At 42.0% G+C, this 16,382-nt stretch carries 16 protein-coding genes; 12 read left to right on the top strand and 4 right to left on the bottom strand.

Annotated features, from left to right (window positions below):
- Positions 1 to 248: 248 nt before the first annotated feature.
- The 7 genes from ID165_RS09205 to ID165_RS09175 all read left to right on the top strand — a co-directional run bounded on the left by ID165_RS09205 (position 249) and on the right by ID165_RS09175 (position 7,647).
- Entirely contained in the window at positions 249 to 2,699 is a 2,451-nt protein-coding gene (locus ID165_RS09205; RefSeq protein ID WP_192350055.1) for a TonB-dependent receptor, read from the top strand.
- Between the two features lie 105 nt (positions 2,700 to 2,804).
- Positions 2,805 to 3,281 carry a (2Fe-2S)-binding protein gene (locus tag ID165_RS09200; RefSeq protein WP_192350054.1) on the top strand — a complete coding sequence of 159 codons (477 nt, stop codon included), beginning with the start codon at positions 2,805 to 2,807 and terminating at the stop codon, positions 3,279 to 3,281.
- The gene (locus tag ID165_RS09195; RefSeq protein ID WP_192350053.1) at positions 3,265 to 5,439 is read left to right on the top strand and encodes a molybdopterin cofactor-binding domain-containing protein; all 2,175 of its coding nucleotides are present in this window, start codon (positions 3,265 to 3,267) and stop codon (positions 5,437 to 5,439) included. The genes ID165_RS09200 and ID165_RS09195 overlap by 17 nt, the downstream gene beginning before the upstream one ends.
- A gap of 184 nt (positions 5,440 to 5,623) precedes the next feature.
- Positions 5,624 to 5,761, top strand: a complete 138-nt coding sequence (locus ID165_RS09190) for an SDR family NAD(P)-dependent oxidoreductase (RefSeq protein ID WP_225587048.1) — start codon at positions 5,624 to 5,626, stop codon at positions 5,759 to 5,761.
- 97 nt (positions 5,762 to 5,858) lie between these two features.
- A complete protein-coding gene (locus tag ID165_RS09185) occupies positions 5,859 to 6,344 on the top strand; it encodes a DUF2147 domain-containing protein (protein WP_192350052.1) in 486 nt (161 codons plus the stop codon).
- Between the two features lie 87 nt (positions 6,345 to 6,431).
- On the top strand, positions 6,432 to 6,776 hold the full coding sequence (locus ID165_RS09180; RefSeq protein ID WP_192350051.1) for a hypothetical protein: 345 nt from the start codon (positions 6,432 to 6,434) through the stop codon (positions 6,774 to 6,776).
- A 10-nt stretch (positions 6,777 to 6,786) separates the two neighbouring features.
- Entirely contained in the window at positions 6,787 to 7,647 is an 861-nt protein-coding gene (locus ID165_RS09175) for a DUF2306 domain-containing protein (protein ID WP_192350050.1), read from the top strand.
- Positions 7,648 to 8,192: 545 nt separating this feature from the next.
- Here ID165_RS09175 and ID165_RS09170 read toward each other — a convergent pair.
- Together ID165_RS09170 and ID165_RS09165 are read right to left on the bottom strand one after the other, a co-directional pair.
- Positions 8,193 to 8,735, bottom strand: coding sequence for a ferritin (locus tag ID165_RS09170; protein ID WP_192350049.1), 543 nt, complete (start codon positions 8,733 to 8,735; stop codon positions 8,193 to 8,195).
- Positions 8,736 to 8,834: 99 nt separating this feature from the next.
- Positions 8,835 to 10,181: a M28 family metallopeptidase gene (locus ID165_RS09165; RefSeq protein ID WP_192350048.1), complete on the bottom strand. Its 1,347-nt coding sequence runs from the start codon at positions 10,179 to 10,181 to the stop codon at positions 8,835 to 8,837.
- 68 nt (positions 10,182 to 10,249) lie between these two features.
- On the opposite strand from ID165_RS09165, the gene ID165_RS09160 reads away from it, so the two are divergent.
- The 4 genes from ID165_RS09160 (at position 10,250) to ID165_RS09145 (ending at position 13,846) form a co-directional block, all read left to right on the top strand.
- Positions 10,250 to 10,765 (top strand): DinB family protein, encoded by a 516-nt coding sequence (locus tag ID165_RS09160; protein WP_192350047.1) that lies wholly within the window; start codon positions 10,250 to 10,252, stop codon positions 10,763 to 10,765.
- 2 nt (positions 10,766 to 10,767) lie between these two features.
- Positions 10,768 to 11,562: a PhzF family phenazine biosynthesis protein gene (locus ID165_RS09155; RefSeq protein WP_192350046.1), complete on the top strand. Its 795-nt coding sequence runs from the start codon at positions 10,768 to 10,770 to the stop codon at positions 11,560 to 11,562.
- On the top strand, positions 11,562 to 12,263 hold the full coding sequence (locus tag ID165_RS09150) for a potassium channel family protein (RefSeq protein ID WP_192350045.1): 702 nt from the start codon (positions 11,562 to 11,564) through the stop codon (positions 12,261 to 12,263). Before ID165_RS09155 ends, ID165_RS09150 begins: the two co-directional genes overlap by 1 nt.
- 86 nt (positions 12,264 to 12,349) lie before the next feature.
- Complete coding sequence (locus ID165_RS09145) at positions 12,350 to 13,846, top strand: S10 family peptidase (RefSeq protein ID WP_192350044.1); 1,497 nt, start codon at positions 12,350 to 12,352, stop codon at positions 13,844 to 13,846.
- A 204-nt stretch (positions 13,847 to 14,050) separates the two neighbouring features.
- Here ID165_RS09145 and ID165_RS09140 read toward each other — a convergent pair whose 3' ends face one another.
- Positions 14,051 to 14,929: a glutamate--tRNA ligase family protein gene (locus tag ID165_RS09140; protein WP_192350043.1), complete on the bottom strand. Its 879-nt coding sequence runs from the start codon at positions 14,927 to 14,929 to the stop codon at positions 14,051 to 14,053.
- 142 nt (positions 14,930 to 15,071) lie between these two features.
- Between ID165_RS09140 and ID165_RS09135 the strand changes: the two genes are divergently transcribed.
- Positions 15,072 to 15,803, top strand: coding sequence for a carboxypeptidase-like regulatory domain-containing protein (locus tag ID165_RS09135; protein ID WP_192350042.1), 732 nt, complete (start codon positions 15,072 to 15,074; stop codon positions 15,801 to 15,803).
- Here ID165_RS09135 and ID165_RS09130 read toward each other — a convergent pair.
- On the bottom strand, positions 15,800 to 16,306 hold the full coding sequence (locus ID165_RS09130; protein WP_192350041.1) for a PaaI family thioesterase: 507 nt from the start codon (positions 16,304 to 16,306) through the stop codon (positions 15,800 to 15,802). The genes ID165_RS09135 and ID165_RS09130 overlap by 4 nt on opposite strands.
- Between the last annotated feature and the right edge of the window lie 76 nt (positions 16,307 to 16,382).

Raw genomic sequence — 16,382 nt, 5'->3', positions numbered from 1 at the left:
GAATGGCAGCTACTTTAGCACTCATCGAAAGCAAAATCCAGAAGCAAATAACTATAAGCACTATGAAGAAGGCCAAACTATTACTACATCGACAACCACTTCCCAAGAGCTTGAAAACAAGCCGTTCACAAAGCCATCCCATGAGAAACACTAATTTTTCTTTAGGTCGTTTTTGGCTACAACTTAAACGTTTTTGGCTAAACCTGTTCGGAAAAGGCGAGCCAATTTTGTTTCGTCAATTGCAGGATATGAATTTACAAAAGATGCGTAGCATGAATCTCTACAAACCAAAAGAAAGAAATTTTTACAGATCAGATAAAATCCTGATGTTAACTCTCATACTGAGTATGATCAGTGTCCTGTCAGTTGCCCAGTCAACAGGAAATCTCAAAGGTAAAATTATTGAACAGGCCACCAAGCAACCGGTGATTGGTGTGACTGTTCAGTTGGACAATACCCAATTGGGCGCCATTACGGATATCGATGGAAACTTTTCGATTGAAAACGTACCTACCGGATCCCATTCACTTACGCTTTCATTTATTGGCTTTCAGACCAAAAAGGTTACTGATATACTAATATCATCAAATAAAACTTACTATGCTGAATTCGAGCTGCTGGACGATGTAGGCCAGCTCGGAGAAGTGACAGTAACAGCATTCAAAGGCGAGAACAATCCATCCACCCCTGTATCTGCATTTTCATATTCCAGGGAAGAAATATTTCGAAATGCTGGATCACAGGGAGATATTATGAGAGCGCTTGCCGTTTTGCCCGGTGTAGTAAGTGCAGGGGCTCAATTCTCGGCCATTGCGGCAAGGGGACAGGGGACACAGGACAATGTGTACATGGTGGATGACATGCCGATGTTTAATCTGTCACACCTGGAAGCTGAGGGGATCTCCTCAGGTTTCAATGATCCCAACGGGGGGAGGTTTAGTATTTTTGCTCCCCGTGTGGTGGATAATGTTCAGTTTCAGAATGGTGGTTTTGATGCCACGTTTGGACGCAAATCTTCCTCTTACCTTGGACTTGGTATCAAAGAAGGAAATAGAGAAAGTAGTTCTTTTAGCGCGCAGTTGGAGCTTTTGGGAGTGACGCTGATTTATGACGGTCCGCTTACCAAAAAGACAAGCCTTTTTACTTCTGCACGCTACCAGAATTTTGCAGGTGTGGCTAGCATCACAGGGGTGCCCAATATGGGATCGATATCGCTGGGCGATTATCTGGTAAAAACGACCACGGAGATCAATACCAAAAATAGGCTTTCCTTTATTGCCATGTACAATCCTGAGCGGCCCAGCAGGGGGATTGATGATATCGAGGCAGGTACCAATATCAATGATGACAACAGTGCGGGACAGGTCCTCTATAACCATCGGGGAAGCAATACCTTGGTAGGTCTGAATCTGCGTACACTAACCAGTACATCCAGTTATTGGAAAAATGTACTTTATTTCCGCGCTTCTACCGTGGACAACAGATTCGGCTATTATACTCCCTCCCTTACTTCCGACGGAGAAATACTAGATCCGGCGTTTGGTGCATACAGGGATGATCTCCGAACTATAAAAAATGACCAGCAGGAGATAGGGTACCGGTCCATCTATACCAAGAATTACGATAAAGTCACCTTAACAGCGGGGATTGATGCCATTGCCGTCAATTTGGATTATGAGCGAAATCTAGCCCGAACCGATACACTGTATACCTTTCGATCCACTGATTTTCGTCCTGACCCTTCCCGGTATTTTCAGATTTTAGATCCGGCTCGCTACAATTCCTCCTTCGAAAATACGGCTTTCAACGGTTCGGCATATGCCAGTCTTTCTTGGAATGTCACTAAGCGACTTACCTTAAATCCCGGGCTTCGCTACGATTTCACAGGATTTGCTGAGCAGCACACCATTTCACCGAGATTAAGTGGTAGTCTACTATTGGGAGATAGACAGAGTATCAATTTTGCTACAGGCATTTATTACCAGGATGTAGCCTATTCCAATGTCGCCGCACAAAGTTTTGGTGAGGTAATCAAAAACGAGCGGACCATTCAGAATATCCTCGGCTACAAAATGCAATTCTCAGGGGATTTGAAATTTGTGGCCGAGGCTTGGCATAAGCAGTTTGATGACTTGGTCGTGCAGCCAAACAGGGCTGAGAGTTATCTGACAAATGAGGGTACAGGCTATGCGTATGGTGCTGATTTCAGTTTGATCAAAAGACTTTCAAAAAAATACTATGGTCAGGTAAGTTATTCCTATATGCAAAGTGTGAGGGATGATAACGATGGCTTGGGAGAATACGACTTTACATTCAACATACCTCATGTATTCAGTGCCTTGGCAAGTTATAAGCCAAATGACAAATGGGTGCTGTCTGCCAAATTCAGGTACTCAACAGGACGTCCGATTGATGATTTTATCGTACACGAGAATGTTTTTGATGACCAGAGCATGTTGCGCTACTCGCAGGAATTAACATCCAGAAACGGAAGGCTACTGGACGATTTTGTGAGCTTTGATATCCGGGCTGACTACACTATACAGATGAAGCGAAGCGATCTGACCGTGTTTCTGGACATTACCGATATCCAAAATACGTTCAATGTGAATTTTGAACAGTTCATCCCGCTTTCCGGAGAGGTTTCACGCTCTGGACTTGGAATGTTTCCAACGTTTGGACTGAAAATCGAACTATAGTCCCGAGCATTACGCTCGTTCGGTAAAAACGTGCCGTCTGCTTCTCTCTTCAAAGTTCATTTTGATACGGGAAAAATCTAATCATTCAACTTAAACACCACTTTCATGAAGGTAAGTCTAATCATCAATGAAAAACCAATAGTATTGGAAGCCGATCCTGATATGCCTCTGCTGTGGGCAGTGAGAGACCTGGCTAAGTTAAAAGGTACCAAGTTTGGCTGTGGCAAAGCGCTGTGTGGTGCTTGCTCACTGTATGTGGATGGAGATTTGATAAGATCCTGTTCCTATCCGGTAAAAATGGCAGAGGGCAAACAAGTAACAACCATCGAAGGGCTTTCTGAAGACGAATCCAATCTACATCCGGTACAACAGGCCTGGATGGAAATCCAAGTGCCTCAATGTGGCTACTGCCAGCCCGGGTTTATGATGGCAGCCGCCAAGTTTTTGGAAGAAAATCCAACCCCAACTGTGGAGGACATCAAGAACGGAATTTCAAATATCTGCCGCTGCGGTACCCATCCACGAATAATCAATGCAATTCTTCTTGCTTCTAAAATCAAAGCTCATGGATCGATCAAATAAGGGCTCCAAAAAGGGGATTTCCAGAAGAAAGTTTCTGAAAGGTGCCGGAATTGGCGTGTCAGGTACTATGGCCCTGCTTTATTTTGGAAGGTCTGTCATAAGAAGGGGGCTGAGTGGCTTTGTGGCAGAAATGGATATGCCGTCAGGGATTTCCGATTTTGATCCACACTTGTGGTTTGAGGTAAATGCGGACAATACCATTACCTTAAAATCCCCTAAAGTAGAAATGGGGCAGGGCATTTTTACAGGCTTTGCCATGCTCGCGGCAGAAGAATTGGATATTGACTTGGATAAAATAAAAGTGGTTCATGCAACTTCGGTTAACGGGATTTTGGGAAATACAGGGGTCAGCAACAGTACTTCTTCGCTCTATGTAAATATCCGTGAAGTGGCTGCCACTTTGCGGGAAACCTTAAAGCTTGAAGCATCCAAATTATGGGGAGTTGGGCCTGATTCCATAGAAACAAAAGCAGGGGTGTTATACGGAGCAGGCAAGGAAGTAACCTATGCCGGCTTGGCAAAGCAAACTTCAAAATGGGAAACAGCCGAAACCCCTGCTTTGCGTCCCGCTTCAGCCTTTAAATACGTAGGAAAGGAATTTAATCGGATTGATTTGCCGGATAAAGTATTGGGAAAGCCTATTTACGGTATTGATACCACCCTTCCCAATATGGTTTACGGGGCGGTGATGTACAGCCCCTATATTGGTGGGAAACTAAAAAATGCGGATTTAAGTGGGGCTGAGAGCGCAGTCGGTGTCTTGAAAGTAGTGCAGGATAAAGATTGGATTGGGATAGTGGCCGGCACCAGATATGCGGCAGAAGAAGCCCTCGCTAAAGTAAAGGCAGCTTGGGAATATAATCCAAACTACAACACCAAAGATGCCATTGAAGCAGTCACGGTGGGTATTGGAACCGAAGTCAATATTCAAAAAGAGGGCAGTACCGGCAGGGTTCAATCAGAAGAAGTTAAAAGTGAATACCGGACGCCCATTGGTTTTCATGCCGGCATGGAGCCAAGTATTGTAGTGGCGGATGTGGTGGATGACAAGGTTACGATCTATACCTCCCACCAACATCTCCCTTTCATGCAGCAATCCATTTCAGATGGGTTGGGATTCAGTAGCAAAAACATAGTAATGGTACCTGTTTTTTTGGGAGGTGGCTTCGGTAGGCGGACCTTCAAACACAATGCTGTAGAGGCCGCCAAACTATCCCAAGCCGTAGGCAAGCCTGTGCATCTGCTTTACAATCGACAGCAGGAGTTTCAAAATGGGTTTGTAAGGCCAAACACTCATCACGTCCTTAGTGGGAAATTGACTGATGACGGCAAAATTCTGGGAATGCAACATGACTTTGCCTCCGGTCCGATGGGTTTCATGGCCATGCCAAAATTTGTGGAGCCCATTTTAGGAGCTGACTTTGTTGTAGCTGGCCACGGTGCGAGGATAGGGTATGCTATTGAAAACCTAAAAACCACCATGTGGCAAAGCAGCCTTCCTTTTGAGACGTGTATGTGGCGAGGGGTAGGCATGTTTGCCAATACATTTGCCATAGAGAGCTTTATGGACGAATTGGCCCATAAAGCTGGAGTAAATCCACTCAAGTTCAGACTGGATCACTGTGGAGATACAAAGCAATTAAATAGAAGAAAAAAACTTCTGGAATTAATCAGGGAAAAATCAGGGTGGTATCGCCCAATAGCCAAAGATGTTGGAAGAGGAGTAGCCGTTTGTGATGACCATAAGACAATCGCTGCGGCAGTGGTGGAGTTAAAGATTGAAGAGGGGAAGATTGTAATTACCAAGGTTTATCAGGCAATTGACCCCGGTATTTTGATAAATCCGGCAGGAATCCGGCAGCAAGTCGAGGGCGCTACGATGATGGCTATCAGCGCAAGCTTATACGAACAGGGAACGATAGAAAATGGCCGGTTTGTAGAAACCAACTTTCATAATTATAAGGTTGCAACGCTAAAGGATACCCCGGAGATCGAAGTAATTATGTATGAAGGATCCGATAAACCATCCGGGGTAGGGGAACCCCCTATTTCTCCCATTGCACCGGCTATAGCGAATGCTGTTTTTGATCTGACCGGTAAACGATTACGGACTTTGCCTTTGCAGGTAGCCTTGGAAAATGAAAATAATTCTATGTGAGTACAGCTAAATGAAGTGGGTTAAAATTAATAGCACCCTTACGTATAAAACTCTTAATTGTGGGTATTTATAAGTGATGCGATCGGTTGGAAAAAAATATTTCCGGCTACAGTAAAAGTGGTTTTGGCTAAGTCTGTGGTATCAAGTACTTGCATCTTTGCATATATCAATAACAGACAAGAAAATGGAACTAAAAAACAGTACAATCCTAATTACGGGAGGAAGTAGCGGGATTGGGCTGGAGCTTTTCAAACAGTTGACTGAGCAAGCTGCCAACCTTACTGTTACCGGACGTAAAGAAACCGCTTTGAGAGGTTATTAGGCGTGATCAAAATAGCCACCGGAATTGCTCCCACTTTCCTCATGAACTAGGGGAATAAGGAATTTGAAAATTTTCAAAAACTCAATCAAGTGAACAAATGAAATTGAAAAAAATAATTCTATTAGCCTCCATACTTATTGTTTCAGTGGCGGCCTTTGCGCAAAAATTACCTTCCGATAAACTAATAGGGGTTTGGGAAAGTGTGGATTCAGACCCCAAACTGAAATTTGAATTTTACAAATCAGGTGACAAATACTTTGGAAAGTTATTACACGCTTCAAATATGTATGAAGAAGACGGGAAAACCCCGAAAAAAGACTTCAAAAATCCCGATGAAAAATTGCGGGACAGATCCAGGTATGGGATTACCAATATCACCAACTTGACCTATGAAGATGGGGAATATACAGGAGGTAAACTGTACAACCCGGAGGAAGGCCGAAGCTACAGCGTGATGGTTAAATTGACCAGTGCCAACGAAATGGACTTCCGGGGATATGTAGGATTCTCACTGTTGGGGAAAACGATGAAGTTTAAACGGGTACTGGATAAAACACAGAAAGCGAGCAACGAAGATAGATAAGTTATCAAAGGTTTATTTATCAAATCCAATACCATTTCAAATCTATGATTCCAACTTTAATACATACACCTGCCCACTTATTCAATTATGAAAATCTTTAGCATAGCACTCTTATTCATTTCTGCATTCCTGAGTCTCAAACACGGATGGGATGCTTTTCAACCTGCCAATCCCCAACAGGCACAGACGATGTCCGAGTTGGGTATAAGCAATGTCATGATGCCATATTTTGGTGTCTTCTCCATTCTTATTGGCCTGATGTTGTTTTTCCCGCAAACATTTTTGCTAAGCAATGTTCTTCATGCGGTCACCATTGTGCTGATCATGGCACTCTCACTCAATGGGGGCAATTACAAAATGGCTTTGATAGAAATCCCGTTTCTGGCTATGCCATTGGTGATGATTTGGTTAAAATATCCTTTTAAATTTTAATCCTGATCCTATGTCAAAACTTGTAGAAAATTCCGCTTTACTCTATCCTCCTACATCGAAGGTAAGGAGGTTTAGTTCTGCTATGCTCCGTTGGTCGGGCATTGGGCTCGTCGCTACAGTATGGATAAGCGCAGGATTGTTTGGGCTTTACATTCTTACATTTTATGCTGTAGCATGGTATGAAGGAGATATGACTAGGTGGAACCATATCCTACCCAACTTATATGAAGAAAATTCCATCGGTGCCACCACCGGAATAGGAATTCATTTCGCCGCAGGAGGTATTATATTGCTATTAGGAAGCATTCAGCTTATAGAAAAGATCCGCATCAATTTCCCTTCTATTCACCGATGGCTGGGAAGTATCTATCTCATTTCATGCCTTTTTGCAGCTATTGGCGGGCTGACATTCATAGCTATCAGGGGTACCGTTGGCGGACTGATGATGGATATCGGTTTTTCCCTGTATGGAATTTTGATGGGTGTCGCCGCGATCCAAACTTTCAGACATGCAAAGGAAGGCCGGTTTGTAAAGCACAATGCTTGGGCTTTGCGGCTTTATGCACTTGCTATAGGATCATGGCTATACCGGATGGATTATGGCTTCTGGACTTTGCTGACTGGTGGATTGGGACGCAGAGCGAATTTCAGTGGCCCATTTGATCAGATTATGGACTTCTTTTTCTACATTCCCAATTTGCTGGTAGTGGAATTGTTCATACGTGTTAATCACTTTAAGACAAATGTATTTCCACAGCTAGCCGCTTCTCTGGTTCTTCTCTTTGCAACGGGGTTTATTTTACTGGGCACCTATTTTATAACACTGCGGTCTTGGGGGCCTGTAATTATTAATTGGTTTTCCAAGAGTTAAGTCCAGAGGATTCTGCCCACTCATAAAACACAAACGAAATAAAATGAAAAAGTTCACCAAACTGCGCAAGTTAATAACCGTGTTTCACCAATATGGAATAAGTTTATTGGGTGAAAAGAAAGGTGTGAGTCGCTACAAAGATTTAAATTGAAATTTTCATTCGGATAAGAATAAGTGGTTTTTCTGGGGAATATTAAGTTCCAAAGCTTTCCGGTGTCTTTTTATGGCATCGGCATGGATTCACAACTTACTTGGCAACTGCTATTGGAATTAAATTATAATAAAAAAGAGGCCGATTTTCCAAAATCGGCCTCTTTTGATATAAAAGACTATCTTCAACCCGGACTATGCATTAGGATTCGTAGCGAGGGTTCAAACTGCAAGAAAATCAGTCACTTTGGAGATCAAGTCGTAGCACCGCTACGGTGAGAGCGAAAAGTGAAGCATAGCGACTGATTTTGAGGCGGTTTGAAGCCGTAGTAGATTTGCTAATGCATAATGCGGGTTAAATTGTTAATTATCAATATGAGACAGCCAACTTGGATTTAAGCCTGTGGATGGGCTGCCGCATGAAGTTTGCCTAGCTCCTGATCGATTGTCCAAAGACCAACTCCTTCTTCTCCGATAATGTCGAATAGCTCCAAAGCTCTTCTAGACATAGTTTCCTCTTCCCGCTGTTCAGTGACGTACCATTGCATAAAACTGAATGTGGCAAAATCCTTCTTGGTGAAGGCATGATCCACGATATTGTTGATAGACTTGGTCACATTGATTTCATGCTCAAGGATCAATTCGAAAATCTCTCTCAATGAATTGAAATGATGTCTAATACCGGTGATTTCCGGTTGTATAGCATGTCCACCTGCTTCGTTGATGTATTGGAATATCTTCATCATATGCATTCTTTCTTCGTCTGCATGAGTGTAGAGATACTTAGCTGAATTTTCATAGCCCATCATGTGGCACCACGAAGCCATTGACAAGTAGTAAGCGGAAGAGGTGCCTTCCATTTCTACCTGCTTATTGAGTAATTTTTCCGTATCGATAAGTAAGGAACGTTGTAGCGTTACGATTTCTTTAGCTTTCATAATTTTAGTATTTGAAATAGTTAACTAAATATAATCATTGGAGTTCCAACGTACACTGCTTTTTAGAGAATTTGGAATTGATTTAATTAAGAACTGTGATTACCTGGAAAGGGGAGTAGGAAAAACAGGTAGGCTTTCAGCTCCCGATTCTGAGACAGCTTGTACCGCAAAGAAGTAGTTGTCTTTGGAATAGGGCAGTGTAAGCGTGGTCTCGGTTGTCCAAAACTTTCGTTCCCACATAGCAGAAGAAGTTTCTCTCATCAAGACATAATAGCCAGTTGCTTCTCCGGTTTCAGAGGCTTTCCACAGTAAGGTAGATTTATTGCTTAGTCCACGAACGTCTATTTGGACGTCATGAGGTTGACCGGGAGAATTGGCCAAAGAAGCCAGGGATGCCAGATTAACTGCAGAAACCTTTCTTAAGTACTCGAAGTCCATAAATTCCGGAAGATCTCCATATTGGATACCGTCTTCTATGCGAACATTTTCATGTTGATGGATGAAGTTTTCATTCATTTCAGACATTCTTACAGCAGTAAAGGCATTTCTGGCAAAAGGAGTTTGATCTCCTCCTCTCAGAAATCTATCTGCACGATAAATCAATTTTACTTCAAATTGATCTACATAACGTTCTCCAAGCTCTTTGATGTATCTGGCCAGTTGTCTTGATTTACTGTCATTGTCAGCATTGGTGTATCGTCGGGTATTGGCTTCCTGTTCAGTCTCGGCAGCCGGAATTGTCTCTGAAAAGACACGCATCTTCAGGTTGTCTTTAATCAATGTTTCTGACGAGCTGCTATTGCCCACGATGTCGTTGTTCAGCACAGCAGCAATATTCCAATTTTCAATTTTTGCTTTATCGGCCAAGTAAGCAGCACCTTTCAGCCCCTGCTCTTCGCCAGTAAATGCGACAAATAGAATTGTTGCGGAAAACTGATGTGAAGCCATTACACGGGCTAACTCAATAACGGCAGCCGTTCCACTACCATCATCATTGGCACCGGGAGCGTGTCCTTCAGCGTCCATCACATCCCTATTTCGTGAATCCATGTGAGCAGAAATAATGAAAATTCTGTCATCTGCCGGATCAGTACCTTTTAGGGTTGCGATTACATTAGCACTGGGGGAATCTTCCAAAATCCTTCTTTTATCCCCTGAAATAGTGAAATTCTCAATTTTAGCTGTCATTCTTCCTTGAGATTGTTTTGAGAAATGGGAAAACTTGGAAAGTACGTAGCGTTGGGCTGCCGGCATGCCGTCCTCCTCATCCGTACTAAGTGTATGACGGGAATTGAAGGATGCCAAGGCCCGTACATGATGCTCAAGGGAGTCAGAAGAGATTTCGGCGATCATCTGAGCTATTTCCTGATTTCGGATTACCGTAGTTTGGGAAATCGCAACGTGACTACAAAGAGACAGAAATAAAAGAAGTAAATTTTTATGCATGGGATAGGGGTGGTTTATACGAATGACTTAAATTTATCTCTTTAATAGTTAAGCCAAAGTAATTTTACATGAAAACCTTAGATCAGCCGAAAGAAGGCGATTATTCTGCTTTTTTCTCTACCTATATCAAGTTAGTATCCGGTAACAACTATGAAAAACAGGTACTTAACCAAGTAGATGAACTTTTAAGATTATTTCAAGAGAAAGGTGCAGACTGGTCCGAAAAAGCCTATGCGGAGGGGAAATGGACTCCAAAGGAAGTGCTTGGACACGTAATTGATACAGAAAGAATCATGACGTTCAGAGCCTTGTGTTTCGCCAGGGGAGAGCGGTCTGCCTTGCCTGGTTTTGACCAAGATCCCTACGTGCTGAATGCCCGGTTTGGACAAGTTCCCATTGAGCATCTACTTGAGGATTTTCAGGCTCAGCGTAAAGCTTTGCTCACAATGATTCGAATATTGCCTGAGGGATCCCTGGATTTTGTAGGTCAGGCAAGCGGTAATCCGATCACGCCCAGAGCCTTATTTTGGATTATTCCAGGCCATTTTATCCATCACTTGAATATTCTTAAAGATCGATATTAATTATGAAATTAGCTATAACCACTGTAGATGCCTTTACAGATAAAGTCTTTTCAGGCAATCCTGCAGCAGTATGTCTGTTGGATCAGGAACTATCGGATGTTCAGATGCAAGCGATCGCTATGGAAATGAACCTAAGTGAAACCGCTTTTGTGAAGAAAACTTCTGGACCGCATTCCTATAACTTACGCTGGTTTACGCCAACTGTTGAAATTGATCTTTGTGGGCATGCTACGCTGGCATCAGCCTTTTGGATGGTAAAGTCAGGTTGGGCAAAGCCGGGTGATATGATCAGATTCCAAACAAGAAGTGGTGAGCTTCTGGTGAAAAGTAATGGTGATTGGATTGAAATGGATTTTCCACTGATTCCAACTGTTGCCGAGAGACATCCATTTTTCGAAGGTGATTTCTTTGGAGCGAAAATTCATTATTCAGCTAAGTTAAAGAGGAATTGGATTTTTGAGTTGCAGGATGCCAATGCGATTGAGTCATGTGAGCCAGACTTTTCTGTGGTGAAAAAGTATAGCGAGGAAGGAATTATTATTACTGCTGCTGGAAAAGGTTCATTTGATATTTACAGTCGTTTCTTTGGACCAAATGTGGGAATAGATGAGGATCCTGTTACTGGGTTTGCACATTGTGCTTTGATGGATTATTGGTTTCAACGATCTGGTAAGAGTAAGCTCAAAGCCTTTCAGGCAAGTAAACGAGGAGGAGAGCTTCACTTAGAGAAAAGAGAAGAACGTGTAATGATTAGGGGTAAAGCGGTCAAAGTGTTGGCAGGTGAAATTGAATTTTGATGAATCAATTTGTAAATAAAAGGAGGAGACAGGTAAAACACGCATTCAAATCCTTTGCAGATTATTGGTTGACAGATGCAAGTTTTGGAGTGTTGCTTTTGATCTTACTATTCACAGTTTTTGTACTGCCTATTTTGATTGAATATGGTCATGTGCATGCGATTTTTGTTAATACCGTCTTCCTATTTTTGTTTTTTACCGGAATTTGGTCTTCGAGATTTAAAGTTTTGGTAGTGTTGACCACGGTGCTTTTCATGACTCAATTGGGACTTAGATTCATACGTTTTTCTAATTACGATTTTGAGTTTTACCTGGCAGAGCGGATCGTAGGTGTTTTGAATATGTTGGTATTTATATTTCTGAATATCAGATTGTTATTTAGAAATCATGAAGTGAATATTTATAGAGTGATTGGAGCGATTAATGTTTACTTACTTGTAGCGATTTTAGGTGCTTTTCTCTTTGAAATCATCTATTTGACCACAGGGTCAGGAATAGGAGGAGACGTGTTTTTGGAAGGAATTGATAGGGATTTTGCCATGTATATATATTTTAGTTTAGTATCACTTACTACCGTTGGGTTTGGGGATTTGTACCCCATTCAGGTCATGGCTAAGATGCTCTCTGTTTTTCTTTCCACAATAGGGATTCTTTATCCTGCAGTCGTGATCGCTAGGCTTGTATCAGCCAGCAAAGTTTAAAGAATTTTCCCCATCTGTGTAATTTTTTTCAGGATTCTATTTACAATTAGTAGTTTCAAAATCGATTAATTATACCACTATATTTTATGAGAAAGCTAACTTTTACTTTACTAATACTCCTTACCGCAAGTTCACTTACTGCCCAGACAGAAAGGCGAAGTATTGAAAGACAGATAGAAATAGAATCTGCCGTGGTGACTACCCATGAAACTACCATAAAAGGCAAGAAAGTGCCTTACAAAGCTACGGCCGGCACTCAGCCAGTCTGGAACGAAAAAGGTAAACCAATCGCTTCCTTATTTTACACCTATTATGAGCGGACAGATATTTCAGATAAGACTACCCGTCCTCTAGTTATTTCATTCAATGGCGGTCCGGGATCAGCGTCTATCTGGATGCATATTGCTTATACCGGTCCTGTGGTATTAAATATTGACGAAGAAGGCTACCCGCTGCAGCCGTATGGTACCAAGTCCAATCCATATTCTATTCTTGATGTGGCGGATATTGTTTATATAGATCCTGTGAATACGGGGTATTCTAGAATTGTAGATGAAGAAGTCGACCGTTCTACTTTCTTTGGAATCAATTCTGACATCAAATACTTGGCAGACTGGGTGAATACATTTGTAACCCGCGCTAATCGTTGGGCTTCGCCAAAGTACCTTATTGGAGAGAGTTATGGAACCACTCGTGTTGCCGGCTTGGTGGCACAACTTCAGAATGCTCATTGGATGTATTTCAATGGTGTGATTATGGTTTCTCCGACTGAACTGGGAGTTGAGCGTGGTGCACCTATCCATACTTCTAATTATCTGCCGTATTATGCGGCTACAGCTTGGTATCACAAGGTGTTGGATGCGTCTTTGCAAAGCCATGATTTGGATGATTTATTGCCGGAAGTAGAGGCTTTCACAATCAATGAATTAATTCCTGCAGTAGTGAAAGGCGGAACCTTGTCAACAGCTGATCGAGACGCAATTGCTACTAAATATGCACTGTATTCAGGACTTAGCAAAGAAGTGGTGCTGGAGCATAATCTATTGATTCCTACAAATTTTTTCTGGAAGGAATTGCTTCGGGATCAGGGAATGACCATTGGTAGATTGGACAGTAGGTACAAGGGGTTTGACCATGCGGGCACAGGATCCAGACCTGATTTTGATCCTGCCTTATCCTCATGGAACCATGCATTTGCTCCTTCATTTCAGATTTACGTGAGAGAGGATCTGAATTTCAAAACTGATCTGACCTATAATCTTTTTGGCCCGGTGCATCCTTGGGATCGCTCTAATGAGAGTACAGGTTACGATTTGGGAAGCGCCATGCGCCAGAATCCTTACCTTCACTTAATGGTGCAGTCGGGATATTACGATGGCGGAACCGATTTCTTCAATGCCAAGTATAACCTGTGGCAAATCGATGCAGCCGGAAGAATGGCGGACAGGATCTCGTGGAAAGGGTACAGAAGTGGACACATGATGTATCTCAGAGCGGAGGATTTGGAGACTTCCAATGAAGATATCCGAGAGTTTATTAAAAAGTCCATGGTAGCTCCTGATATGCCGGCAAAATATAACTAAGTATTAAGTAGATCCTATGAAGAGCCAAGAATCTAGAGCCAATACTCTGGAAAATAAAGGTTTTAAATTGACTTGCTATCTCATTTCACTAGATAAAAAGCCGGAGATCATTCCTTCCTTCGGCTTTTTTACTATACATGGCTTAGGGTTGCAAGATCCAGTCAGATTTGCAGTGGGCTAAACGGAATAACTAACGTGTAGTTTTTAGATTATAAGATTTGCCTTAAAAGAATCGAAATCCCGAATGGGCTCTTTCATTCCAGTCATTTCACCCAGAATTCCATAAATATCAGCAGGTTTCTTGCCTTCTTTTCTCAGAAATTGAAGAGATGTAGCTCCCTCGGATTTAGACAGCTTTTTGTTTTTCGGTCCTTTTAGTAGAGAATGGTGATGGAATGTCGCTTCTTGAAAGGAGGAGATATCAAGACCTTTGGCTACGATTTGCTGATCCAAAGTCGATCCCAGTAAATCATTTCCCCTTACGACCAGATCCACACCGTAGTGTACGTCGTCTAGTACTGAGGTCAGCTGATAGGCAGGAAGCTTGTCTTTTTTCCTAACTATAAAGAAAGCAGAATCTTCCGGAAGGGTATAGGATTTCACTCCCTCTGAGTAAGTTTTGACTTTGATGAAATCCGTGTCGAACGTGTCTATACGCCAGCAAGTTTCATTTCTTTCCAACGGAATATTCCTGATTTGGCAATGTCCCAAATAATAGCCGGAAGAATCCATTTGTTGTATTTTCTTACGGGTGCAATCACAGGCAAAGACTAATTTTCGATCTCTGATTTTCTCCAATGCTTCCTGATACATATTCATTCTATGGATCTGAGACCATTCTTTTTCAAATTCTTCAATGGTTTTTGGTCCAAGATCATAGCTGATTTCCATAAAATCCAGCGTATCAAAAATGTCCTGAACGTATTCAGTTCTGTACCGGTCACGGTCCAAGTCGTCTATCCTTAGAAGGATTTTGGCACCGGTAATTTCTCCTAGAACTTTGGTTACTAAAAAAGAATAGAGATTTCCCAGGTGTAAAAAACCACTCGGGGTAGGGGCGTATCGTGTAAGCGTGAAATTCATTGTGCGAAATTAACTAGATTCGGATGATTAAAAGTGATCAATTGGCAAACGTTGGGAATTGGATTTTTACTTTCAGGTTCTTAAGCTTCTTTAACTTTCTGAAATTTAATACCTAAGTAAAGCTTGCTTATTTTTGGGCTTTATGAAATTTAGGCTCCTGTTCTTTCTGTACTTTGCTTTTCTCCCGGCACTATTGGCTCAGAGATCATATACAGGAAATGTATTGGATGCAAACGATAAGAGATATCTCGAAGGAGTATCAGTAGAGGTGGTAGGAACAGAAAATGTAGACACCACCAATACTCGAGGTTATTTTTCGGTCAATGGAGAAAGTGGAGATACACTACTTATTTCTTTTCCGGGATTTATAGCGCAAAAGCTGGTGCTGGAGGAAGAAACCTTTCTTATGATTCAGATTCAGGACAGAGCCAGGTTGCTTCCTACATTTGAAGTGAAATCAGACCCATATAGCTTCCGCTTCAAAGACGGCAAGCTGGTGTTGATAGATCCTGATGAAGAAACATCACTTTCCAAAAAAGGAGGGATTAGTGCGGGATATCTGGATTCCCCTAATGGAGGAGTAGCCATAGCAGGTGTATTGTCTTCTTTGACAAAAAGAGCCAAGCAAGAGCGGGAATACCAAAAAAAGCAAGAATGGATGAGAAGGAGAGCAGGCTATTATGAAGTGATTGAATCGGATTCAGTACGTCAGAATTTTATGGTTAAGTATCAGCTGAAACGCTCGGATTGGGACAGAATGATTATCCGATTCAATGAAGGAAATAGTTATCATGAATTTTTAGACTGGAGCAAAGAACGTGTTTATGCTACTTTGAGCGAGTTTATCCAGCGAGAGGCTCAATGGGGTTATTAGAGTTTTCTTTTGAAAGACCAAGTTACAAAGAAGCGAGCTACTTCTTCGCCCTGCGGATTCTTACCGCTGGAAATCATCATCAACTTTCCCGTATCATTTGGCTTAAGAGATTCAAGCATTTCAAATAATTCAGCCCCCTGCAAACAGGAAAACGTGATTTTTTGATTGGCTTTCTTAAAATATTCTGCTCTGAAATCAACAACCAGCATGGAATATTTTCCCAACCCGCTTATTGCCAGTTGACACAGTGCGCCTGTGCTCAATTCGGCCGCCCCTGCCATAGCCGCAAAATAAATAGACTTAAAAGGATTCTGTGTTCTCCAAGAATATGGAATGGTTACTATACATTTTTCAGCTCCCAATTCCTCAATTCGGATTTTCCAGAACACAGCAGAAGGAAGCCTGACCAACATACCAAACCAAAAATAGAGTGGATTGCTCATCTTTTTTTGATAAGACAAAGCGTCTGAATTTAAGGTTCTTATGGTTTTATTAATGCTCATATATTTTCTAATTGGGCTAGTAAAGTAGTGAAAATTGATTTGTGGTATTTAATTTGGGACTTTTATACAATCGATG

Origin of the sequence: Algoriphagus sp. Y33 (assembly GCF_014838715.1) — a bacterium.
GTDB lineage: Bacteria > Bacteroidota > Bacteroidia > Cytophagales > Cyclobacteriaceae > Algoriphagus.
Note: the sequence above shows the minus strand (reverse complement) of the source record. Positions and strands in the feature narration are given on the sequence as shown.

Coding starts and splice junctions, on each gene's coding strand:
- ID165_RS09205 (WP_192350055.1), top strand. CDS start 249: ATGAATTTACAAAAGATGCGTAGCATGAATCTCTACAAACCAAAAGAA.
- ID165_RS09200 (WP_192350054.1), top strand. CDS start 2,805: ATGAAGGTAAGTCTAATCATCAATGAAAAACCAATAGTATTGGAAGCC.
- ID165_RS09195 (WP_192350053.1), top strand. CDS start 3,265: ATGGATCGATCAAATAAGGGCTCCAAAAAGGGGATTTCCAGAAGAAAG.
- ID165_RS09190 (WP_225587048.1), top strand. CDS start 5,624: ATGGAACTAAAAAACAGTACAATCCTAATTACGGGAGGAAGTAGCGGG.
- ID165_RS09185 (WP_192350052.1), top strand. CDS start 5,859: ATGAAATTGAAAAAAATAATTCTATTAGCCTCCATACTTATTGTTTCA.
- ID165_RS09180 (WP_192350051.1), top strand. CDS start 6,432: ATGAAAATCTTTAGCATAGCACTCTTATTCATTTCTGCATTCCTGAGT.
- ID165_RS09175 (WP_192350050.1), top strand. CDS start 6,787: ATGTCAAAACTTGTAGAAAATTCCGCTTTACTCTATCCTCCTACATCG.
- ID165_RS09170 (WP_192350049.1), bottom strand. CDS start 8,735: ATGAAAGCTAAAGAAATCGTAACGCTACAACGTTCCTTACTTATCGAT.
- ID165_RS09165 (WP_192350048.1), bottom strand. CDS start 10,181: ATGCATAAAAATTTACTTCTTTTATTTCTGTCTCTTTGTAGTCACGTT.
- ID165_RS09160 (WP_192350047.1), top strand. CDS start 10,250: ATGAAAACCTTAGATCAGCCGAAAGAAGGCGATTATTCTGCTTTTTTC.
- ID165_RS09155 (WP_192350046.1), top strand. CDS start 10,768: ATGAAATTAGCTATAACCACTGTAGATGCCTTTACAGATAAAGTCTTT.
- ID165_RS09150 (WP_192350045.1), top strand. CDS start 11,562: ATGAATCAATTTGTAAATAAAAGGAGGAGACAGGTAAAACACGCATTC.
- ID165_RS09145 (WP_192350044.1), top strand. CDS start 12,350: ATGAGAAAGCTAACTTTTACTTTACTAATACTCCTTACCGCAAGTTCA.
- ID165_RS09140 (WP_192350043.1), bottom strand. CDS start 14,929: ATGAATTTCACGCTTACACGATACGCCCCTACCCCGAGTGGTTTTTTA.
- ID165_RS09135 (WP_192350042.1), top strand. CDS start 15,072: ATGAAATTTAGGCTCCTGTTCTTTCTGTACTTTGCTTTTCTCCCGGCA.
- ID165_RS09130 (WP_192350041.1), bottom strand. CDS start 16,306: ATGAGCATTAATAAAACCATAAGAACCTTAAATTCAGACGCTTTGTCT.